The sequence below is a fragment of the Herbaspirillum sp. Her4 genome (genome assembly GCF_057961335.1).
The window spans coordinates 2,746,142-2,767,941 of the sequence record NZ_CM176330.1 but is presented as its reverse complement, the minus strand read 5'-3'; the positions used below and the strand labels follow the sequence as shown (position 1 = coordinate 2,767,941).

Below are 21,800 nucleotides of genomic sequence, written 5' to 3'. Positions count from 1 at the left end.
ACGCCCTGCCCCACATGGATCCACGCTTTTCTTCTTTCCTCTCCGCACCCCGCCTGTCCCTTCTGCTGGCGACGGCACTGGCTGCGGCCTGCCTGCCGGCGCATGCCGAGTGGATGCCGCTGGGGGAGAACAACATCGGCAGCTTCTTCATCGACAAGGGCAGCATCGTCAACACGCGCAGCGTGCGGCAGGCGCAGATCCTGCTGAACTGGAACCGTCCGCAGCTGCTGATGGGCCAGGGCAGCAAGACGTATTACCTGTCGGAGATCTCGACCGCCTACTTTGACTGCTCGGCGCGCCAGCTCGGCTTTGGCAGCCGCAAGATGTATGCGCAGGCCGATGGCAAGGGTCAATTGCTGCTGGCACCGCAGCTGGCATATTCGGACGTGAAGCTGCAGGATCCGATACCTGGTTCGACGGGGGAACGGGCCATTGAGGCGGTGTGCGGTAAATAATTTTCACATCGGCGATGCGGCGGGGCCTTCAGGGCTTGCCCGGCGGAGCGAAATCGGTAATAATCGCTGGCTCGCGTCGCCGGGATGGCGGAATAGGTAGACGCACGGGACTCAAAATCCCGCGCCGCAAGGCGTGCCGGTTCGATTCCGGCTCCCGGCACCACAGAATTGTTCGATGCAGTACCGAGATGTTTGAAAGCCCGCAGTGTTCGATGACACTGCGGGCTTTTTGTTGTTCAAGTCCGTCCAGGGACCTGGCATCAGCGTTCCTCCTGGCCCCGGAAGACGTCAAAGTTCTTTGGTGCGCAGCTCGAGAATGATTTCTCCGAAGACTGGCTCGCCGTCGCTACCGCTGTCTGTCCATGGATGATTTCCGTTGACCTGCGCCGTTCGTCAAGGACTTCATTCTTCGTGCATCGCGAGATCGCCTGCCAGCAGGGCCAAGGATGGATCCTGTACCAGTCCGGCTATCCATTTGCCCGGGAAGGCCCGCCCTCTCGGGAGCGAAAATAATTTTCTGCAGCAAGCAGTATCATTTTTCCGCCCACGGCTATATAATCGCCCCCTCTTCGAAAAAAGACCGCCGCAACCGCGCCCTCCAGCGCATGCCGCCACCCCGTTTTTCGACAGGCAGCGAGTCACGGACAACAGCATCAACCGCAGGTCCGGATTGCAAAGAATACAAACAAAAAGGCCCTCGCTTGCGAGGGCCTTTTTTATGGCCAACGGTTTTGCAAATAATTTGCGCAACCCCGCCAGAAACCGCGCCAACGCTGGAAACTTATCCCCGTTTTATGTGCATAAACTTGTGGATAAGCCATTTTCACCCCACGCAAGTGCCGTCCCCGCCTGCCCTCCCAATAAACCGCACAAAATTTAGGCAGCCCTGTGTACCAGAAAATCATTTACGCGGCTTGCTCGCCATCGCCTCGCGCAAGGCTTGCGCCAGCGTCGCGGCCGCCGGTTTCAGGACCCGTCCCTTCAAGGTAATCAAGCCCATCGCCCGGCTCAAGACCGGACTGGTCACCGGCCGCGCCACAATGCCTTTGTAGGGCGCATTGCGAATGGCCAGCTCCGGCAGCAAGGCCACCCCAAGCCCGGCGGCGACAAGGCTGATGGCCCCGGCAACGTGATTGGTCTCATACTGGATCACCGGCCGCTGCGGTACCCGCGCGAAGGCATTGTCGATCAGGCTGCGGTTGCCGCTGCTGGAGGAGACCGACACCAGCTTCTCCCCCGCCAGCGACTTCCAGTGCAAGCTGCTCTGCGCAGCCAGCGGATGATGGGCCGGCATCACCGCCAGATAACGTTCGCGCGTCAATTCCTGGAAATCGATCTCGGCTTCCTGCGCGCCGATGAAGTTCACGCCAAAATCGGCCTCGCCCTTGCGCACGCTCTCCAGCACCTCCGCCGCATTCTCGTCGATGATGCGCACCCGCACATTGGGATGCGTGCGCGCGTACGGTTTCAATACCAGCGGCAGCAAATTGTTGGCCACCGAGGGCACGCAGGCCACCGTCACGTGTTCGCGCCGATGCGCCATGCCCTGCTCCACGCTCCTCACGGCCAGCTCCAGTTCATCCATCACGGCCTGGGCGTGCACCAGGAACAATTCACCGGCAGGCGTGAGCGAGACGCGCCGCGTGGTGCGATCGAACAGCCTTTCCTGCAAGGCCTGCTCCAGATTCTCGATGCGGCGGCTCAGTGCCGGTGCCGTGATGAACAGACCCTCAGCCGCCGCCCGAAAGCTTGACTGGCGCGCGACGGCGAGAAAGGCCTGCAATTCGGCGGTCTCGATATTGATGCGCATTTTTTATCAATCCCCAGAATAATTGCAATTAACTTTTCAACGGATTCTACGCAAACTGCCGGGTTTCATCCCTCACCACGACGAAATACATCGTCATCAGGAGATCCGCATGATCCGTTCCAACTCCACCGCACGCAGTGTGCGCACCTCCCTCTTGCAGCGCAGTGTCCTGGCCCTGGCGCTGGGTGCCGTCACTTCGCTGGCCTCTGCCGCCGACCTGCACGTGGTCAGCTCGGGTGGCTTTGCCGCCGCCTACAAGGCACTGGCTCCCGCCTTCGAAAAGAAGACCGGCCACAAACTCATCTCCGGCTGGGGCCCGTCCATGGGAGAAACCCCGCAAGCCATTCCCAACCGCCTGCAACGCGGCGAACAGATCGACGTGGTCATCATGGTCGGCGACTCGCTGGACAAGCTGGTGGCCGAAGGCAAGGTTTCCAAGTCCGAGCACAAGCTGCTGGCCCTCTCGCGCATCGGCCTGGCCGTCAAGGCCGGTGCCCCCAAGCCTGACATCTCCAGCATTGACGCCTTCAAGCGCACCCTGCTGACCGCCCATTCGGTGGTCTACTCCGACAGCGCCAGCGGCGTGTTCCTCTCCACCAAGCTCTTCAAGCGCCTGGGCATCGACCAGCAGATGGCCTACAAGGGCCGCATGATTCCGGCCGAACCGGTCGGTGAAGTGATCGCCCGCGGCGATGCCGAAGTGGGCCTGCAGCAGATCTCCGAGCTGAAGCCGGTCAAGGGTATCGACATCATCGGACCGATCCCCGAGAGCGCCCAGCAGATCACCCCCTTCTCCGGCGGCGTCGTGGTCGGCACCCATGAACCCAAGGCCGCCAGGGAACTGCTGGACTTCCTGGCCTCGCCCGAAGCCATCGCCGCCATCAAGGCATCCGGCCTGGACCCCGCGCCTCGCTGAAGAATGTGAAGGAAGGCGTCCAAGTACTGCCTCAAAGAGAGAAAGAGAGAGACCGACATGAACACAACAACCAAAACAAGCAGCACCGCCAAGCACTCCAAGCTGTCCACCGTCCTGCGGGTGACCAGCGGCAACTTCCTGGAGATGTTCGACTTCTTCCTGTATGGCTTCTATGCCAGCTACATCTCCAGGACCTTCTTCCCGTCGGACAACGAGTTCGTCTCGCTGATCCTGACCTTCGGCACCTTCGGTGCGGGCTTCCTGATGCGCCCGCTGGGCGCCATCATCCTGGGCAGCTACATCGATCGCGTCGGCCGTCGCCAGGGCTTGATCGTGACCCTGGCCATCATGGCCATCGGCACCTTGCTGATCGCCTTCGTGCCCGGCTATGCCACCATCGGCATCGCGGCACCGATTCTGGTGCTGACGGGACGATTGCTGCAGGGCTTCTCGGCGGGGGTGGAGCTGGGCGGCGTATCGGTCTATCTGGCCGAGATGGCCACGCCCGGCAACAAGGGCTTTTACGTGAGCTGGCAGTCGGCCAGCCAGCAGGCGGCCATCATGGCGTCCGCCTTGATAGGCTATCTGGTCAGCCAGTGGCTGTCACCGCTGCAGATCAGCGAATGGGGCTGGCGCATCCCCTTCTTCATCGGCTGCATGATCGTGCCGGCCATCTTCATCATCCGACGCTCGCTGCAGGAAACGGAAGAATTCATGGCGCGCAAGCACCATCCGGGTTTTGCGGAAATCATGGCCTCGATCACCCAGAACTGGAAGATCGTGGTGGCCGGCATGATGATGGTGGTGATGACGACCGTGTCGTTCTATCTGATCACGGTCTACACGCCGACCTTCGGCAAGACCGTGCTCAAGCTGTCGGCCTCCGACAGTCTCATCGTGACCTTCTGCGTGGGCTTGTCCAACTTCTGCTGGCTGCCCGTCATGGGCGCACTGTCGGATCGCGTGGGCCGTCGTCCGGTACTGGTGGCCTTCACGTTGCTGACCTTGCTGACGGCGTATCCGATGATGTCCTGGCTGGTCGCCGACATCAGTTTCAAGAACCTGCTGATCACCGAGCTGTGGCTGTCCTTCCTCTATGCCAGCTACAACGGCGCGGCAGTGGTGGCGCTGACTGAAGTGATGCCGGCGCACGTGCGCACGGTCGGCTTCTCGCTGGCCTACAGCCTGGCTACCGCGATCTTCGGCGGCTTCACGCCGCTGGTCTCGACCTGGCTGATCGAGTCGACCGGCGACAAGGCCGCCCCCGGTTACTGGATGAGCTTTGCGGCGGTCTGCGGGCTGATCGCGACGCTGGTGCTGTATCGGGGCAAACCGGCAACGGCATCCGCAAGCTCCACTGCCTGAGCAGCCTCTTCCGGTGGCAGCAGCGGCAGCCGGAACACGCCCACCAGTTCGCGCAGCCGCTGCGACTGCTGCTGCAAGGACTGCGCAGCCGCGGCCGCCTGTTCCACGAGTGCGGCATTCTGCTGCGTCGTCTCATCCATGTGCACGATGGCCTGATTGACCTGTTCGATGCCGGTGCGCTGTTCCTGGGTAGCGTCACTGATCTCCCCGACGATGTGCGAAACACGCTGCACGCTGATCACCACGTTTTCCATCGTCGAACCGGCCTGCTCCACCAGACGTCCACCGGCATCCACCTGCGCCACCGAATCATCGATGAGCGCCTTGATTTCCCTCGCGGCGCCGGCGGAACGCTGGGCCAGCGAACGCACCTCCGAGGCGACCACCGCAAACCCCCGGCCCTGTTCACCGGCGCGTGCCGCTTCCACCGCTGCGTTCAAGGCAAGGATGTTGGTCTGGAAGGCGATGCCATCGATCACGCCGATGATGTCGACAATGCGGCTCGATGCTTGGCTGATGCCCGCCATGGTTGCCACCACTTCCTGCACCACCGCACCGCTGCGCCCAGCCACTGTCGCGGCTTCGGCTGCGAGCTGGTTGGCCGCCTTGGCGTTGTCCGCGGTCTGGCGCACGGTGGAGGTGAGTTCTTCCATCGCGGCGGCGGTCTGCTCCAGCGAACCTGCCTGCTGCTCGGTACGCGAAGAGAGATCGAGATTGCCGCCGGCGATCTCGGATGATGCGGTGGCAATGGTCTCGGCCCCCCTTCGCACCTCGCCCACGATGCCGGTGAGGCTGCCATTCATCTGGCGCAACGCCTCCAGCAACTGGCCGAGCTCGTCCCGCCCCCCCTGCTCGATACGACTGTCGAGGTTGCCATGGGCCACCTGCTGCGCCACCCCGACCGCATGCCGCACCGGGCGGGTGATGGAACGCGTGATCCACCACGCGCACACACCGCCGGATGCCACTGCCAGCAGGGCGATGGCCAGCATGATGCGTGTCTTCTGGTGATACTGCGCGGCGGCTTCTTCACCGCTGCGCTCCATCATTCGCGTACCAACGGCGATGTAGCCCTTCAGCCGCACGATGGTGTTCTCCTGATCCTGGCGCAGGGTGGTCAGCAGAAATTCGGTGGCATCCATGGTGGCACCGGTGGAAGCCAGTTGCAGGAAGCGCTGCTGTCCCTCGTGATACTTGCTACGCAAGGCGAGGATGTCGGCAAATGATTTGCGGCCTTGCTCGCTGGACAGGCGCGCCTGCAACTGGTCCAGAGTGGCCGTGATGGCCGCTTCGCCCTTGGCGATGCGGGCAATCTCCTCGGTCAGCTTCTGATGGTCGTCCAGCAGTAGCAGGTTGCGCATGGCGCTGGCGTTTTCACTGATGCGCAAGAGCACGTCATTGGCCAGCAGGACCTGCGGGTATCGGTCCTCGACGATGCGGCGCGTATCCTGGTGCAATGTGAACAGACTGGCGATGGCCAGGACCGTAATGCCGGTCAGCAGCGCCAGCACCAGGCCGAAGCCCAGCGAAAGACGTGTACCCAGTTTGAGGTGTGCAAGCATGAAGACTCTCCGCGACGCAAGAATGCCGGCGGACGCGGCAGCGGTGCCGTCCGGCAATCAATCCGGTATGGATAAAAAAATGGCGGAGAAAACTGCTTCTCCGCCCAAGGCACTACGAAGCGCCCATCCGCTCCAGGAGGGGCGCACGCAAGACCAGACTATTCACAGAAGGTAAAGCGGCCCTCGGCATGAGAGCCTGTTCCGGACATCAGAACGAGTGGTGCATACCGATGGTGGTGACCAGTTGGCCCTGCCCACCGGAGATTCCGGTGGCACCGGAGGCACCGGTACCGTTCATGACGGCAAAGCGTGCATCGCCACCGGCACGCTGGTAAGCCGCCTGCACGTACCACTGGGTGCGCTTGGAGAATTCATGCACATGAGACAGACTGAAGGTGTTCCAGCGTGCGCCCTCCAGCTTGGAGAGACCGTAGCCGAAGTTGATGGTATCGAGCGTTGCGTAGCGCCACGCCGCACCCAGATCCAGGTTCTTCTGCTTGGGCGTGGCACCGCTGGGCAGAGCCAGTTTGACCTGCGTGTAAGCCGTATTGAGACGCACGTTGCCAATGGTATAGCCCAGGCCGCCGGCCGTCGTGGTCAGGCTGTTGAAGACCGTCGCGGCATTGCCCAGACCCACGCTGGTGAGGAAGGTCCCGGCAAATCCTGCAGCACGATTGTTCAGCTTCGAATAGGCCAGCGCCGCACGGAACGGACCATTGGTGTAGGTGCCGCCCGCACTGACGTTGCGGCCATTGCTGCTGTCCCCTGCCACTTCACCGAAGCCGTACATCAGGCTGCCCTGAAAACCACCCAGGGTTGGAGAGGTATAGCGCACGGCATTGTCGAACTGGTAGGTGTTGGCCAGGCTGTCCAGGTTACCCGGATGGAACAGATACCAGTTGGTCAGCTGGAAGCCGTTGGACAACTTGCCCACGTAGTCGAACACGACGTCGGGCATGTGGCCCAGGGTGACTGCACCGAAGTCACCCGACAGGCCGATGGTGCTGTAACGGTTGAACAGCTTGGACGAATTGGGGGTAGCACCACTATCGGTGTAGAAGCCGGCTTCGAGCTGGAAGATGGCCTTCAGGTTGCCTCCCAGGTCCTCGGTTCCGCGAAAGCCGATGCGGTCCGGCTGCATCGTGCCCTGATCCAGGCGCGATACCGAGCCGCCATTGAGGTTGTTGATATAGGCTACGCCAGCATCGAGACTGCCGTAGATGGTCACGCTGCTCTGCGCAAAGGCTCCTGCCGACAGACAGGAGGCCGCTGCGGCCATCATTAACTTCTTCATCAAACTCCCCTTCAACGAATAAAGTCCAAACACGCGGCCAGGCCGCATTCACTCACTGCTCCCCTGTGCCCCGTGCGCAGGAAAGGTGACTTCTGCCGGCAAGGCCGCCGCTGCATGGTCAGCGGTCAGCACAGGCTTGCCGGGTGGCCCGGGTCCGGTGATATTTGTTTCACCTATGGATCGCCGTTCCAAAAATTTTTCAGGCTCAAAAAAATGCCCGGTGCCGGAGCACGGGCATGGTTCTGTGCCGCAGTGGCTAAAGATCCAGCACCAGGCGCTGCCCCTTGCAGCCGGAAACGCACACCATCATGGTCTTGCCGGCGGCGCGCTCGGCCTTGCTGAGGACGCCGTCGCGATGCTCCGGTTCGCCTTCCAGCACACGCGTCTCGCAGGCACCGCAGACCCCTTCGCGGCAGCTGTGGTCGACCGCGATGCCAGCATCGAGCAGGGTATCCAGCAACGATTTGCCGGCCGGCACCGTGAGGCTGGATTTGCTGCGCACCAGTTCGGCGACATAGCTGCCGTGTTGGACGGGTGCCACTTTCTCGGCGGCGAAGCGCTCGATGTGCACGTTGGGCAGACCCAGTTCTTCGCACAGACTTTCAAAGGCGTTGAGCATGGGAGTCGGTCCGCAGCAATAGAAATGCGACTCCTTCGGATAGGCCCCCAATACGGCACGCAGATCAGGCGCGGTACCGGCCTCGTCATCAAAATGGCTGCTCACGCCCGGCTGCCCCAGCAGTTGGGCGGTGAAAGCGGCTTCCTTGCGGGAACGGGCGCAGTAGTGCAGTACCGCTTCCTTGCCCTGGGCCCGCAGGTGGTGATACATGCAGGAGATCGGCGTGATGCCGATACCGCCGGCGATCAGCACCGACAGGGGTGCCGCTTCCTCCAGCGGAAAATTGTTGCGCGGAACCGAGATGGAAAGCGTCGACCCGACCCGCAATTGTTCGTGGACATAGCGCGATCCGCCGCGACTGGCACGGTCGTGGAGCACGCCAACCACATAGCGATGACGCTCGGCCGGTGAATTCGACAGCGAATAGCTGCGCACCAGACCGTTGGCCAGATGCAGGTCGATGTGCGCACCGGCCTCGAAAGCCGGCAACTCGCCGCCGTCGGGCAGGCACAGTTCGACGCTGACAACGCCTTGCGCCTCGAAGCGCATGGCCTGCACACGGACGGAAAGAAGAGGACTGCTCATGAATGCACCACCATCAATTCAGATTCGTTCAAACACGCTCATACGGTCACGCGCACAGCCTGCCGCAGATCCACACCCAGCCGGGCATACGCATCGATTTCCACCGTCAGCTCCGGAAACACCAGAGCGCTGACTTCCACCAGCGTGGAGCAGGGATACGGTCCCTGTTCGCCGAAGAAGTCACGGCGCGCCCGTCCCACCTCATCCTTGTGCGCGATATCGGTCAGGTAGATCACCAGCTTGGTGATGCTGTCCGATGTTCCTCCGGCAGCGCTCACCAGGTCGGCGATCTTGCGGAGCACCACCAGCGTCTGCCGATAGGTATCCAGCGTCTGCTGCCGCGTGGCCGGATGCGCCGTCATGCCAGACATGACGATGTCCTCGCCGATCACCAGGCAATTGGACCAGGTCGCAGCGTCCGGCTCCGGCACGCTGGCGCACTTCACATGACGCATGGCGGGCCCACGGGCGGCGTCGCTCATGCCGCGCGTACCGGTGCCCTGGCCGCCGCCAGTTCCTCCTCGCGCGCCAGCTGGGCCTTGGCCAGTCCGCGCAGATGACGGCGCAGACGCACGATGCCCATATCGTGCTGGTACAGCATCTCGCGCTGGTTGGCATCCGGCTCCATCAGTTCCAGCACCACCCGGTCCTGCTCCAGCACGTTCCAGTGGCGCGCTTCCAGGCGGTTGCGATAGAGGAAGCGCCAGGTATCACGCTGCCAGCCCGAGAGCTTGCGGCAGCGCCAGTGGAAGACGGCAGCGATGTTGTCGACGACGGGCGTGTAGCTGCCGATGATGACGAAGCTGCCACCGGGACCGCCGGTCTTGGGATAGGGAATGGCCAGGCGCATCCAGTGCAGGCCGGTATCGCCCCATTCAGTCCAGTCGAAATTGACGTCACGCTGGCCTTCCTTTTCGAAGACGAAGCCGATGTCGGTCTCGCGGATGCCGAAGCTGGCGGTATTGTCGCCCTCGGCCATGGAGTGCGACTGCTTGTGCAGGAAAGTGCCGTGCATCGGGTCCATCACGTTGTCCAGCACGTAGCGATAGTCGCCCTTCCACTCGGTGTAGCACAGGAAATTGGAATACTCGGGGCTGGTCAGTTCCTCGGGCAGGCGCAGCGGCGGTGGCGTGTCGACATCCTCCAGGCTGTTGTAGAGGAAGATGGCACCGGCCGCTTCAGTCACGTGGAAGCGGCGGGTAGCCTTGGCACCCTCCAGCTTGCAACCGGGGCTGCCGGGCACGCTGGTGACCACACCGTCGAAACGCACCTGCACGCCGTGATAGCCACAGGCGATGCGGTCTCCCATGGGGATGCCCATGGACAGCGGTGCACCGCGATGCGGACAGTGATCTTCCAGCGCATGCAGCTTGCCCGAGGGCTCACGCCAGAACACGAATTTCTTGCCCAGGCGGCGCAGCGAAACCGGCTTCTCAGCCACGAACTCGGATGGGCAGACGGGATACCACAGGTCTTTCAGGCCGACAGCCAGGACGGCATCGACGGGATCATGGGCAGCAGTTCTCATTTGGGTACTCTCCTGTAAGGGCTGGCGGTCGCCGTCAGGCGGCCAGGCGGGCGATCTCTTCCTGATAATTGGCTTCGGTCCAGACACCGGCGTTGTACGGACAGCTCGGACCGGTACGATTGAGATGCGCCACCAGCGCGCTCAATTCGTGGATTCCGGCGGCGTAGGCGCGCTCGATGGAATCGCCCAGCAGATCTTCGAACTGGGTCGGCGGGCGGCGGCGCGCCTGGTGCGGATTGAGATAGACATCGGTAACAGTTGCAACCATCATTGGCCTCCATTTCTGACGCGCTCGCGAATGCGCTCGCGCACGGGAACAAAATCGTAAGTGGGGTAGCACTCGGTACGGAACACGCCCCAGGCCGAGCGTTCAAGCTCGACATTGACTTGCGGCAGCAGCGCTGGCGGCAGCGCCAGCGTGACGATCTGGCCCAGGCCCATGGCCACGGTCCAGGACACCACGCGCGTTCCGGCAACAGGAAATCGCTCCCACCAGTCCATCGTCTTCATGTGGGCCTGAATCCGGTCGAGATTCATGGACTGGTCATGCTTCAGGACGATGGTCAGCAGCATGGTGTCGGCGGGGTCTTCCGGTTTCACTGGCACGCCCTGTCTCATGGAACAACGGCTGCAACTTGCGGCTGCAGCGGTACCTGCCAGGCATCGTAGCCATAGACCCAGTCGGCATTGCCGCCTGCGCGCAGCCAGTTGTTGCCGCGCGATCCGATCTGGATGGTCGAGGCACGCTCCATGCGCAACTGCTCGTATCGGTGCAGAGCAGCGGCCACGTCGCCGAGGGCGGACACGGTGGCCAGGCAGCGTGCCAGCACCACGGCATCTTCGATGGCCATGCCGGCCCCCTGCGCCATGAAGGGCATCATGGGATGACAGGCATCTCCCAGCAAGGCCATGTTGCCCCTGGCCCAGGCCGGCAGCGGATCGCGTTCATAGAGCGCGGTCTTGAGCACTTCGTCGCAGGCGTCCAGCAGCGCCATGGCGTCGGGATGGAAGCCCGCATAGCTGTCGCGCAGTTCCTGCACGTTGCCCGGTGTGGTCCACGATTCCAGATGCCAGCTCTCCTGGGCGGTCGTGGCAAAGATGAAGATGTCCTCGCCGCGATTCAACGGGAAGGTCACGATCTGGCTTTCCGGGTTCGGTCCCCACCATTTGGTGAAGGCCTGCAGGTTGGGGACACCGGCCACTTTCGCTGCAGGCACGACGGCACGGAAAGCCACCACACCCGTGAAGCGCGGGCTCTCCGCGCCGAACATGGCGGTGCGCACGGCGGAATGGATACCGTCGCCGCCGATGAGCACATCGACGCGATCGGTGCTGCCATCGGTGAAGTGCAGGTCAATGCCATCGCCCTCCGCGCGGATTGCTTCAGCACGCTTGGCAAAGCGCACCTGCTCCAGCGGGAACACCCCGGCCAGCGCTGCCAGCAGATCGGCGCGATGGATGGTCAGCTGCGGCGCGCCATATTTCTGTTCGGCAGTGTCGCCCATGGTCAAGCGCGACGTTTCCTCGCCGCTATTCCAGGTGCGGCTGATGCGATGCGTGGGACGTGCAGCGGTCCGGCGCACGGCCTCGCCGATGCCCAACCCGTCCAGTGCGCGGACCGCATTGGGCGTCAGGTTGATGTCTGCACCCACGCGCAGGAACTGGCGTGACTGCTCATACACCACCACCTCATGTCCGGCACGCTGCAGGGCAATGGCTGCCGTGAGGCCGCCGATGCCGGCACCGAGGACTCCGATCTTGAAGGACATGTTGATCTCCTTTGGTCAATGATTTACTTGTCCGCTGCCGCACGGTCGGTGAGGAATTTGCCGCTCGGTCCCTGGGCATTCTTCTGGCGCCGCGTATTGCCGTCGATGCCGCCATCGATGGCCCATTCGGCAAACACCGTCGGTCCGGGTTCGAAGTCGCGTGGTTCCCAGTGCGCATCGAGCTGGTCTTCGTCGGCGTAATACTCGATGAGGCCACCGGCCGGATTCTTGAAGTACCAGAAATAAGCCGAGGAGATCGGATGGCGGCCCGGCCCCAGTTGCGTGTCCCAGCCCTGGCGTGACATGTGCATCCCGCCACCGAAGACCTCATGGATGTCGCGCACCGTGAAGGCCACGTGGTTCAGGCCCGCGCGCGCCTCCGGCGGTTGCAGCAGGAAGATGTCGTGATGGCCGCCGACGTCGGCGCAGCGCAGGAAGGCACCGCGTTCCGGATAACGGTCGGAGGGCACGAAGCCGAAATGCTCGCAATAGAATTTTTCACAGGCCTTCACATCCTTGACGAAGAACACCACGTGTCCTACTTCGATGGGCGCAGCGCGCTCGTAGATGGGGCTGCGCTGGTTGATGCGGTTCTTCTCGTTCCAGGTGTTCATACGGGCGCATTGCAGCTCCACCTCGCGCTTGACCGAGACCTGGAAACGCACCGCCAGTCCGTTGGGATCGGTACAGCCCACGCGCCGGCCGTCGTTGAGGAAACCGGGCAGACCGCCGATGCGACTGGCGAACTTGTCCAGCACCGCCGCCGAGGACACGCCCCACACCACTTCGCGCAGGGTCGGACCGGCCTCGATGGCCGGCGGCAGGCCGGGATCGGCGCTGTCACGCACGATGACGCGACAGCCGTTCTGCGATACGAAGACCAGCTCGGCTGCGCTCTCCTGTTCCAGCACCATGCCCCAGTCGAGGAAGAAACGGCGGCAGGTCGGCAGGTCGTCTGCGCCGTAGATGATTTCGTCGATACCCAAAACGTCCATGTGATTCTCCATTGCGTGTTCAGCCGGCCCAGGGCAGCGGCTGTTCGTTCAGGCCCCAGTACATGGCTTTCTGCTCCATGTATTGGAGGATGCCCAGCCGTCCCTTCTCGCGGCCCAGGCCGCTGTCGCGCCAACCCCCGAAAGGGGTCGAGATCGAGAACTGCTTGTAGGTGTTGATCCAGACATTGCCGGCCTGCACCGCACGGCCCACGCGCCAGGCACGCTTGTAGTCGCGGGTCCAGATGCCCGCGGCCAGGGCGTAGACGCTATCGTTGGCCTGCCGGATCAGATCCTCCTCATCATCGAAAGGCATGGCCACCAGCACCGGCCCGAAAATCTCTTCCTGACAGATCCTCTGGTCATTGCGCACTCCCTCGATGATGGTCGGCGTATAGAAGTAGCCACGCTCGAAGGCGGGGCCCTTGGGACGCACGCCACCGGTGCGGATGCGGCCGCCATCGGTGACGCCCATATCGACGTAACGCTCGATGCCCTCACGATGACGGGCGGTGATCAGCGGCCCCATCTGGGTGCGTTCGTCCGCCGGATCGCCCACGCGCAGCCCAGCGGCACCCGCCGCCAGTCGCTCCATGAACGGTTCATGCAAGGACCGCGCCACGAACAGGCGCGAACCGGCAATGCAGGATTCGCCGGAACTGCTGAAGATCCCGTAGAGCACGCCGGCGACAGCATGATCAATGTCAGCATCCTCGAACACCATGGTCGGCGACTTGCCACCGAGCTCCAGCGACACCGGCATCATCTTGTCGGCGGCGATGTGGGCGATATGCTTGCCGGTGCTGGTGCCGCCAGTGAAGGAAACCCGCTTGACCAGCGGATGCAGCGTGATGGCATCCCCGATGACCGAGCCCTTGCCCGGCAGTACGCTGATGAGGCCTGCGGGTACGCCGGCCTCGATGCACAAACGTGCCAGCGCCAGCGCGGCCAGCGGCGTGACTTCCGCCGGCTTGACCACCACCGCATTGCCAGCCGCCAGCGCCGGTGCCATCTTCTGCGCTTCGCTGGCGATGGGCGAATTCCATGGCGTAATGGCGGCCACCACGCCCATGGGCTCATGCACGCTCATGGTCAGGTTGTCGCCACGCATGGGGGTCAGCGATTCTTCCAGGGTCTCGCAGGCAGCAGCAAAGAACTGGAAGGTGGCAGCAGCGCTGGCGACCAGGTTGCGTGTCTCGCTGATGGGCTTGCCATTATCCAGGCGCTGCAATTGCGCCAGCGCTTCGCCGTTCTCGCGGATCAGCTGCGCCACGCGAAACAGCACGGCAGCGCGTTCGTGCGGTTTCTTCTGCGCCCAGCCACTGGTGCGAAACGCACGGTCGGCACCAAGGATGGCTTCCTCCACATCGGCCACGCTGGCCGCGTGCAGGCTGGCCACCGCTTCGCCGGTGGCGGGATAGAGCGTGGCATAGCGATCACCGGCTCCCGGACGCCACTGGCCGGCAATGCAGATGGGCTGGATGTCATTCAGATTCAACATGGTCAACTTCTCCTGGCCCGGTTCAGATCGACAGCGCATGGGCGCGATTGCCCAGGGCACGCACCACGCTGTAGACGGTCAACGCCGATGTCTTGGGATTGGCGGCCAACGGCTTGCCGCGCATGGTCAGCTCGAAACCGCCGAAGGCACCGCTGGCATCCACGTGGTGAATGTTCTCGCTCACGCCGGGATCGGCATACAGCCGCACCTGTGTCTGGTCCAGCCCCAGCCCGGCCAGCGACAGCGTGGCCGCGACATTGGCATTCTTGGGATAGAGGCGAGCGGCTTCGCGGGCGCTGCCTTCAAAGATCATCGTGGCTTCCTGCAACGTGTCCAGATTGAAGGCCGATTCTGCTGGCGTGTCTTTCCAGGCTTGAGGGGGCTTGCGTCCGGTGTAGATCACCGCATCCAGACCGCCGATCTTGGCGGCGGCCAGCGCATCGATGGCACCGATCGCGCCGGACAGCAGTTGCACCTGCGTGCGCCCGGCACGGGCGGCGGCTTCCAGCTTGTCGACCAGACCGGGTTCGGACAAGGCACCGATGGACACCACCATGCAGGCAATGCCGCGCTCGAGAGCCGGAATGATGTGTTCGCTGATGGCCTGGTGGCCGGCGCATTCGATCAGCAGGTCGGGACGCTCCTCGCCCAGACGCGACACTACCTGCGCCGCGGGTGCCAGCGTGGAGACGATGCTGCGGGCACGCTCCATGTGGGCCTCGGGCACCACCACCATGTCGAACGCCACCTCGGGATCGCTTTTGAGGATTTCCATGACGCCTGCGCCAATGGCACCGCATCCGATCATCGATACGTGCAGCATGCCTTTCTCCTCAGGCCGTGGCCGCTGTCGCGGCAGCCGCAACGACAGCCGCCGCCGCGGCAGCGGCCTTTTCCTTTTCGTTGACCGGCGGGCCGGCAAAAGCGGTCTTGAAGCTGCCGATCGCCAGCATGTCGATTTCCAGCAGGAACGGCCCCGGGGAGGACAAGGCCTCGTCCAGTCCGGCTGCGACTTCGGCAAGATCGCCCACGCGTTTGTGTCGCAACTTGAGCGCCGAGGACAGCTCGGCATAATCAGGCGTATGCAGGTCCACGTAATGGCGACGGCCGCCGTATTGCGCATCCTGAATGTTCTTGATGACGCCATAGCCCTTGTCGTTCATCAGTACGATCACCATGTCGGCCTGTTCCTGCACGGCCGTGGCCAGCTCGCCCAGGTTGAGGATGAATCCGCCGTCGCCGGCCAGCGTGAAGGTTTTCTTGCCGGACTGGGTGACCGCCGCACCGATGGCCGCACCGATGCCCATGGCCAATCCCTGGCCGATGCCGCCACCCAGCGCATGCACGCCGGCGCGGGGATCGAAGATGCGCAGATGGCGGTTGCCCCAGGTGCTGTTGGAGACCGTCACGTCGCGCACCCAATTGAATTCGCGACCGGCGGCCTGCTGCAGTTGCTCCACCAGCGCGCTGTAGGGACCGAGGCCATCGACCAGTCCATGCACCGCCGTGTCACGAGCCTTCTTGAGATCGCCCATGAAATCGGGATCGACCTTGAGTGCCGCCAGGCGATCCGCCAGTCCCGCCAGCACCAACGCGGAATCTCCGCAGACGAAATAGTCGCTGGTATAGCAGCGGCCCTCGGCCGCCGGATCGGCATCGACCCGGTACAGGGGACGTGGCAGCTTGAGTTCGTATTTCAGCGTTTCGTTGCCGCGCAGACGCGAACCGACCACCAGCATGGCGTCGCAGCTCTGGTAGAACTGCTCGACCGGCTTGTGCAGGTTGAAGGCACCCAGCGAGCGCGGATCATCCTCGGGCACGATGCCTCGCCCCTGGGTACTGGTCACGACACCGAAACCCAATGCCAGCAGACGCTGTACCTGCGCTCCAGCGTGACGGGCACCGCCGCCCAGCCACAGCAGCGGGCGCTTGGCTTTCATCAGCCGCTCGGCCAGTTCGTCCAGCGCACGCGCCGACGGTACGCATTGCGGAATGGCCAGCGGTTGCAGATTGATCGGCAGGGGGATCATGGCCGCCTGGATGTCGATGGGAATCTCGACCGAGACCGGCCCCATGGGCGGCGTCAATGCGGTCTGCACGGCCAGCTTGATGGTGCTGATGGCCGTCTCGACGCTGCGGATGCGGAAGGCCGCCTTCGAGATCGCCTTGAGCATGCTCAACTGGTCCGGGGCTTCATGGATGTACGCCAGGCTCTGGTCCAGATAAGGCGTTTCGATCTGGCCGGTCAGATGCAACAGCGGTGTGCCGGCGGTCAGCGCCTCGACCATGGCACCGGCGGCATTGCCGGCGGCAGTACCGGTCGAGGTCAGGCAGACGCCCAGTCCGCCCGTGGTACGTGCATAGGCATCGGCCATGTTGGCACCGCCGGCCTCACCGCGCGCCGGGATGAAACGGATCTTGCCGCGCTCGCCGAAGGCATCGAGGATGGGCATGTTGTGGATCGAGATCACACCGAAGGCAGCCTTGACGCCGCACTGTTCGAGGAAAGCCGCGATCGCGCAGCCGACGGTGACTTTGGGTTGGGTATTAGGCATGGCGGGAAAGTCCTCCTGAAACATCGATATGGCTGCCTGTGGTGTACGAGGAAAGCGGCGTGGCGAGGAATACGATCGCCTGCGCAGCTTCCCGGGGAAGGCCGAGACGGCCAAGTTGGATCTGTTTTCTTGCGGCCAGCGCAGCGGTCCACCGGGCCCAGCTCTGGTCCTGCAGCTCCGGACCACGAGCGGCGTAGCGGCGGCGCCATTGGCCCGATTCCACCAGCCCGATCAGGATGCCGTTGACGCGCACACGGGCGGCCTCCCCGCAGGCCAGTTCGGTGGCCAGCGAACGTACCAGGTTGTGCACGCCGGCGCGGGCGGCCGATGTGGCCACCATGTGCGGCTCAGGTTGGGTCGCCAGCAGCGAGTTGACGCATACGATGGCGGCATCGCCATGCTGCGCACTCATGGCCTGCAGTTGCGGCAGGAAGGCACGCGTCGGATAAATCACCGAAAAGAATTTGAGATGCAGCTCTTCGCTCCAGGCCTCGTCTGGGGTGTCGGCAAAAGTCGAGACGCGACCCTGACCAGCATTGTTGACCAGCATGGAAACCGGGCCCAGCGTGTTTTCCACCGAGGCGGCAAAGGCCCGCACTTGCTCCTGCACCAGTACGTCGCAGGGCGCGCTGTACAACCGCGCCGCGGGATACCGTTCGCGCAGCGCAGCTTCGGCATGCTGCAGACGCTCACCGTCGCGACCACAGAAGGCCACCGCTGCACCCGCTTCCAGCAAGAGTTCCACGGTGGCCAAGCCGATCCCGGAGGAACCGCCGGTGACCACCGCCACCTTGCCCTGGAGAGAAGTCATCGCCATCTCAGCCTCGCCACATGTTGACGACCTTGGCCCCACGCTCCGGTGCATGGTCGAGCAGACGCGAGAGTTCGGCAGCGGTCTCGCGTACGCGGGACACGATCACATCGAGCTGGCTGGCGTCGATATGCGGCGACGGAATGGTGGCACCCAGGGCGGCCACAACATGGCCGGAGTGATCGCGTACGGGAGCCGCCACGGTGGAAATGCTGGTTTCGAAAAAACCTTCCTGCAACACGAAGCCACGCTCCTTGTCGGCCTGCACCATGTCGAACAGTTCCACTACGGTCTTGGGCGTATTGCTGGAGAAGACTTCCAGGTGTTCTTCCGGATACAGGGTGCGCAGTTGCGGCAGGGTCAGGTCTTCCAGCAGTACGCGGCCCAGCACGGTAGCATGCGCCGGCAGACGGGTACCGACGTTGACGTGACTGGTGAAGGCGGTCTGGGTGACCGACTTGGCGACATAGACGATGGAGCGGCCATCGCGTACCACGAGGTTGCAGGAATAGCCGATCTCGTCGCGCAGGCGGTCCAGCAGCGGACGGCCGATCTCGGTCAGTTCCAGCGATGCCAGGTATTCAAAGCCGAGGCGCAGCACCGACATGCCCAGACGATAGTCGCGGCCGCCATCGGCCCGTTCGACGAAGCCCATGCGTTCCAGCGTGGCCAGCAGGCGGAACACGGTGGAGCGTGGAATATCCAGGCGCCGCGCCAGCTCGGGAGCGGAAAGGGTCTTGTCCTGGCGGCTGAATTCGCACAGCAGGCGCAGGCCGCGTTCCAGGCCGGGGACGGAGTACTTGTCTTGCGACTCTTCTTCTGGCATCACTGGTTTGTTCATGATGATTATCTGTTCTGGTTGGTTGAGGTGAATTGCGCGCGCACCAGCGCGGCAAAGGACAACGGCTGCTCGATATAACAGGCATGGCCGGCGCCGTCCACCAATTGAAAGGGAATTTCAAATTGCCGGGCCAGCCCTTCACTGGCCTGCGGGGTGGTGACAATGTCTTCTGCGCCGCAGGCCACCGACAGCCCCCGTCGTGGCGCTGCCTGCAAATAAGTCGCGATATCGTCACCGCACAACAAGTGCACCGCCTGGGTATAACCCGCCACATCGAGCCGCTGCATGTTCCAGCGCACCCAGGCGTGCTGTTCATCACTGGCCTGCATCGACAGCAGACGCGTACGCTGCGCGGCCAGGCCAGCCACACCGAGCCGCTGCAATGCGCCCAGGCGCTCCTGGCGAACCTGTACTGACCGCTCTTGCTGCCCTGCCCCGCCATAGCCGAGGGCCGGGTCGGCCAGCAGCGTGCGTGTGGCGCGGCCATCACCTCGAGCCAGATAGGCTGCGGCCATCAAGGCCCCGAGCGAGTGGCCGACCAGCACGCATTGGCTGATCTCCAGCGCCGCCAGCATCTGCTGCAGGCGCGCCGCGTAATCGCTGGCCCTGGGCATGGCCATCGGCAGCGCTGTGGAGCTGCCATAACCGGGCGCATTCCAGGCGATCACGCGGGCGTCGTTCGCCAGCGCCAATGCCATATGCAGCCAGGATGCCGCGCCGGAGCTGATGCCGTGCAGCAGCACCACCACCTGATCGCGGTCGCTGCGGCCAGCGCTGCGATAACTGACCTGCCCATCGGGCAACGCCACGCGCTGCTCGGGGAAATGGCGATCGAGCAGTACCAGCGACGCGGACAGCGCCTCGCATGACGTGGCGGCCCCGGCGGGCAAGATGGCGGACATGCTCGCTCCCGGGACGATCAGCGCTTGACCGAGGTCAGCGGATGTTCGGGCGGATAGGTCGGCGTGAGAGGCTTCTTGGCCCCCAGCATCACGCACATCAGCGCATCTTCGTCACCGATGTTGATTTCCTCGCGATACACGCCCGGCGGTACCGAAACAACGTCGCGGTCGGTGAGGATGGTTTCGAAGCGTTCACCGTCCTTTTCAAGCACCAGCTTGAGCTTGCCGCGCAACACGAAGAACACCTCTTCGACATCCACATGCAGGTGCGACGGACCTTCGTGGCCGGCCGGAATGATCATGGTCGAGAAGGTGAAGTGCTCCGACGGAATCACGTTGGCATCGTGCGCCACGCCGGTGCCGCCGGTGCCGATGTAGCGCATCTGTGCGCGGCGGTACTTGGGGTCGTAGTCGGCCTGGAACTTCAGCGCGTTCCAGTCGTACTTGCGGGTCGACAGACGCGCCACGCGCGATTCCATCCAGTCGGCGAAGCTGGCCCCTGCCGGGCGATCCCAGCTGCGGCCCATGTTTTCCTGCTCGGACATATCGGTCATACTTTTCTCCTTGAATTGGTCCTGAATTGATCCGGTTGCACGGAGTTGACTTGCCATACAGGCCGCTTCAATGCATCACGAAGCCACCATTGACGGCCATCACCTGGCCGGTAAAGAAACGCGCCATATCCGACAGCGCGAAGACGACGGCACCGCATACGTCCTCGGGCAACTGATCACGCTGCAGGGCACGGCCCTCCAGGTAATGCTGGTGGCGCGCCTGCGGCACATACTCAGTGGCCTCCACCAGCGTCAGCCCGGGCGCCACGGCATTGACGGTGATGTTGTCGGCACCGACTTCACGCGCCAGCGAACGGGTCATGCCGATGACTGCACTCTTGCTGGCCACATAGGCCAGCAGGTTCGGCGCCCCCCACAACGGCGTATCCGAGGACAGGTTGACGATCGCGCCGCGCCCCGAGGTCCGCAGTGCCGGCAGGCAGGCATTGGTCATGAGCCAGGTGCCGCGCACGTTGACATCCATGACGCGATCCCACATTTCCAGCGCCAGTTGCTCGCTGCTCTTGCCACCGGAATTGGTAATGGCGGCGTTGTTGACCAGGCCATCGAGCCCGCCCATCCAGGCGATGGCAGCCTGTGCACAGGACTGCACTGAGGCAGGATCGGCCAGATCCAGTGAAAAACCTTCGACCGCCAGGCCGCGCTGCTGCAGCGTCGACACCGATGCTGCCAGCGTGTCCTGCAGGATATCGGCCATGGCCACTCTGGCACCGGCAGCGGCGATGGCCTCGACGAACGCCAGGCCGAGGCCGCGTGCCGCGCCCGTGACCAGAATGCGTCGTCCTGCCAGAAGAGTCGCCGTACTTGTTGCTGACATGTTCATGCTCCTGTTACCGATCGGAAAATCGCACTCAATATCAGACGGTGCTGGTATTGGCCTTGGGCAGGTAGTGCAGCACCTTGCGTTCGGCCCACACCACGGCCCCGTAGGTGACCACACCGATAAGCGTCAATGCGACGATGGAGACGAACACGGCAGCTGTATTGCCCTGCCCTTCGCCATCGACCAGCAGATAGCCCAGCCCCTGATTGCCTCCAACCAGCTCGCCGACGGTCACGCCGATCACTGACAGCGTGGAGGCGATGCGCAAGCCGGAGAACAGGGCCGGCAGCGCCGAACGGAACTCGACCAGATGGAAGATCTGCCAGCGGCCGGCGTTGAGCGTGCGCACCAGGTTGACCATGTCCGGGTCGACGGTACGGATTGCCGAGAGCACATTGATCATGATGGGGAAGAACACGATCAATACCGCCACGATGATCTTGGGATAGATGGTGTAGCCCAGCCACATCACGAACAGCGGCGCAAACGCCACCTTGGGTGCAATCTGCAGTGCCAGGATGTAAGGCGAGAGCATCGCCTCGGCACGCGGCGACAAGCCCAGCGCCACCCCTACTGCCAGCCCCAGCAGGGCCCCGAAGAGGAAACCGAACACGACTTCCATGGCAGTGATGCCGAAGTGCTGCAGCAGCTGCGCGTTGTTCCACATCACCACGCCTTCACGCACCACCTGCATGAAGTTGGGAAGGATGTATTCCGGCATGCCGAGCATGCCGGGGCCCCATTGCCAGGCGGCGATGAAGAGCACCAGCAGCACCAGGCTACCGCACACGGTCTGCGCCTTACCGCTCAGGAACTGGCGGCGCGGACGGGAAGGAGCGGCTGCGGATGGCTCGGAACTGGACATGGTCAGGTCTTTGGCTGTCGTGGTGTTCATGA

22 protein-coding genes and 1 tRNA gene are annotated in these 21,800 nt (G+C 63.3%); 4 read left to right on the top strand and 19 right to left on the bottom strand.

The genetic code is table 11. The features are described 5' to 3' along the window. Positions 1-14 precede the first annotated feature (14 nt). Both ACWFUC_RS12490 and ACWFUC_RS12485 read left to right on the top strand, forming a co-directional pair. Positions 15-455: a surface-adhesin E family protein gene (locus ACWFUC_RS12490; protein ID WP_034332390.1), complete on the top strand. Its 441-nt coding sequence runs from the start codon at positions 15-17 to the stop codon at positions 453-455. A gap of 78 nt (positions 456-533) precedes the next feature. Continuing rightward, positions 534-618 (top strand) — tRNA-Leu (locus tag ACWFUC_RS12485). 738 nt (positions 619-1,356) lie between these two features. On the opposite strand, the gene ACWFUC_RS12480 is transcribed toward ACWFUC_RS12485, so the two are convergent. Beyond that, on the bottom strand, positions 1,357-2,265 hold the full coding sequence (locus tag ACWFUC_RS12480) for a LysR family transcriptional regulator (RefSeq protein ID WP_489633704.1): 909 nt from the start codon (positions 2,263-2,265) through the stop codon (positions 1,357-1,359). A gap of 109 nt (positions 2,266-2,374) precedes the next feature. Here ACWFUC_RS12480 and ACWFUC_RS12475 point away from each other — a divergent pair, with 109 nt between their 5' ends. Both ACWFUC_RS12475 and ACWFUC_RS12470 read left to right on the top strand, forming a co-directional pair. Continuing rightward, entirely contained in the window at positions 2,375-3,181 is an 807-nt protein-coding gene (locus tag ACWFUC_RS12475; protein WP_489625034.1) for a substrate-binding domain-containing protein, read from the top strand. Positions 3,182-3,238: 57 nt separating this feature from the next. Continuing rightward, positions 3,239-4,546, top strand: coding sequence for an MFS transporter (locus tag ACWFUC_RS12470; protein ID WP_489625033.1), 1,308 nt, complete (start codon positions 3,239-3,241; stop codon positions 4,544-4,546). Here ACWFUC_RS12470 and ACWFUC_RS12465 read toward each other — a convergent pair. The 18 genes from ACWFUC_RS12465 to ACWFUC_RS12380 form a co-directional block, all read right to left on the bottom strand. Beyond that, positions 4,450-6,108, bottom strand: coding sequence for a methyl-accepting chemotaxis protein (locus ACWFUC_RS12465; protein WP_489625032.1), 1,659 nt, complete (start codon positions 6,106-6,108; stop codon positions 4,450-4,452). The genes ACWFUC_RS12470 and ACWFUC_RS12465 overlap by 97 nt on opposite strands. Before the next feature lie 208 nt (positions 6,109-6,316). Further along, positions 6,317-7,402, bottom strand: a complete 1,086-nt coding sequence (locus ACWFUC_RS12460) for a porin (protein WP_489625031.1) — start codon at positions 7,400-7,402, stop codon at positions 6,317-6,319. Between the two features lie 256 nt (positions 7,403-7,658). Then, positions 7,659-8,606: a PDR/VanB family oxidoreductase gene (locus ACWFUC_RS12455; protein WP_204725164.1), complete on the bottom strand. Its 948-nt coding sequence runs from the start codon at positions 8,604-8,606 to the stop codon at positions 7,659-7,661. Positions 8,607-8,644: 38 nt separating this feature from the next. Beyond that, positions 8,645-9,088: a RidA family protein gene (locus ACWFUC_RS12450; RefSeq protein WP_489625030.1), complete on the bottom strand. Its 444-nt coding sequence runs from the start codon at positions 9,086-9,088 to the stop codon at positions 8,645-8,647. Beyond that, positions 9,085-10,134: an aromatic ring-hydroxylating oxygenase subunit alpha gene (locus ACWFUC_RS12445; RefSeq protein WP_034338505.1), complete on the bottom strand. Its 1,050-nt coding sequence runs from the start codon at positions 10,132-10,134 to the stop codon at positions 9,085-9,087. The genes ACWFUC_RS12450 and ACWFUC_RS12445 overlap by 4 nt, the downstream gene beginning before the upstream one ends. 34 nt (positions 10,135-10,168) lie before the next feature. Beyond that, a complete protein-coding gene (locus tag ACWFUC_RS12440; RefSeq protein WP_034338512.1) occupies positions 10,169-10,402 on the bottom strand; it encodes a recombinase-like helix-turn-helix domain-containing protein in 234 nt (77 codons plus the stop codon). Then, complete coding sequence (locus ACWFUC_RS12435) at positions 10,402-10,707, bottom strand: hypothetical protein (RefSeq protein ID WP_375163968.1); 306 nt, start codon at positions 10,705-10,707, stop codon at positions 10,402-10,404. The genes ACWFUC_RS12440 and ACWFUC_RS12435 overlap by 1 nt, the downstream gene beginning before the upstream one ends. A 41-nt stretch (positions 10,708-10,748) precedes the next feature. Beyond that, the gene (locus tag ACWFUC_RS12430) at positions 10,749-11,903 is read right to left on the bottom strand and encodes an FAD-dependent monooxygenase (protein WP_489625029.1); all 1,155 of its coding nucleotides are present in this window, start codon (positions 11,901-11,903) and stop codon (positions 10,749-10,751) included. Positions 11,904-11,926: 23 nt separating this feature from the next. Continuing rightward, positions 11,927-12,898, bottom strand: a complete 972-nt coding sequence (locus tag ACWFUC_RS12425; protein WP_121038470.1) for a VOC family protein — start codon at positions 12,896-12,898, stop codon at positions 11,927-11,929. A 19-nt stretch (positions 12,899-12,917) separates the two neighbouring features. Beyond that, positions 12,918-14,396 carry an aldehyde dehydrogenase gene (locus ACWFUC_RS12420; RefSeq protein ID WP_489625028.1) on the bottom strand — a complete coding sequence of 493 codons (1,479 nt, stop codon included), beginning with the start codon at positions 14,394-14,396 and terminating at the stop codon, positions 12,918-12,920. 22 nt (positions 14,397-14,418) lie between these two features. Then, a complete protein-coding gene (locus ACWFUC_RS12415) occupies positions 14,419-15,219 on the bottom strand; it encodes an aspartate dehydrogenase (RefSeq protein WP_489625027.1) in 801 nt (266 codons plus the stop codon). A 10-nt stretch (positions 15,220-15,229) separates the two neighbouring features. Next, on the bottom strand, positions 15,230-16,951 hold the full coding sequence (locus ACWFUC_RS12410; RefSeq protein WP_489625026.1) for a thiamine pyrophosphate-binding protein: 1,722 nt from the start codon (positions 16,949-16,951) through the stop codon (positions 15,230-15,232). After that, positions 16,944-17,768, bottom strand: coding sequence for an SDR family oxidoreductase (locus tag ACWFUC_RS12405; protein WP_039787815.1), 825 nt, complete (start codon positions 17,766-17,768; stop codon positions 16,944-16,946). Before ACWFUC_RS12405 ends, ACWFUC_RS12410 begins: the two co-directional genes overlap by 8 nt. A gap of 1 nt (position 17,769) precedes the next feature. Further along, positions 17,770-18,603: an IclR family transcriptional regulator gene (locus ACWFUC_RS12400; RefSeq protein ID WP_166675535.1), complete on the bottom strand. Its 834-nt coding sequence runs from the start codon at positions 18,601-18,603 to the stop codon at positions 17,770-17,772. Positions 18,604-18,608: 5 nt separating this feature from the next. Beyond that, entirely contained in the window at positions 18,609-19,505 is an 897-nt protein-coding gene (locus ACWFUC_RS12395; protein ID WP_489625025.1) for an alpha/beta fold hydrolase, read from the bottom strand. 17 nt (positions 19,506-19,522) lie between these two features. Beyond that, positions 19,523-20,059, bottom strand: a complete 537-nt coding sequence (locus ACWFUC_RS12390; protein ID WP_034340408.1) for a cupin domain-containing protein — start codon at positions 20,057-20,059, stop codon at positions 19,523-19,525. 67 nt (positions 20,060-20,126) lie between these two features. After that, positions 20,127-20,897, bottom strand: coding sequence for an SDR family oxidoreductase (locus ACWFUC_RS12385; RefSeq protein ID WP_166675534.1), 771 nt, complete (start codon positions 20,895-20,897; stop codon positions 20,127-20,129). Positions 20,898-20,937: 40 nt separating this feature from the next. Then, positions 20,938-21,798: an ABC transporter permease gene (locus ACWFUC_RS12380; RefSeq protein ID WP_209582990.1), complete on the bottom strand. Its 861-nt coding sequence runs from the start codon at positions 21,796-21,798 to the stop codon at positions 20,938-20,940. Positions 21,799-21,800 lie beyond the last annotated feature (2 nt).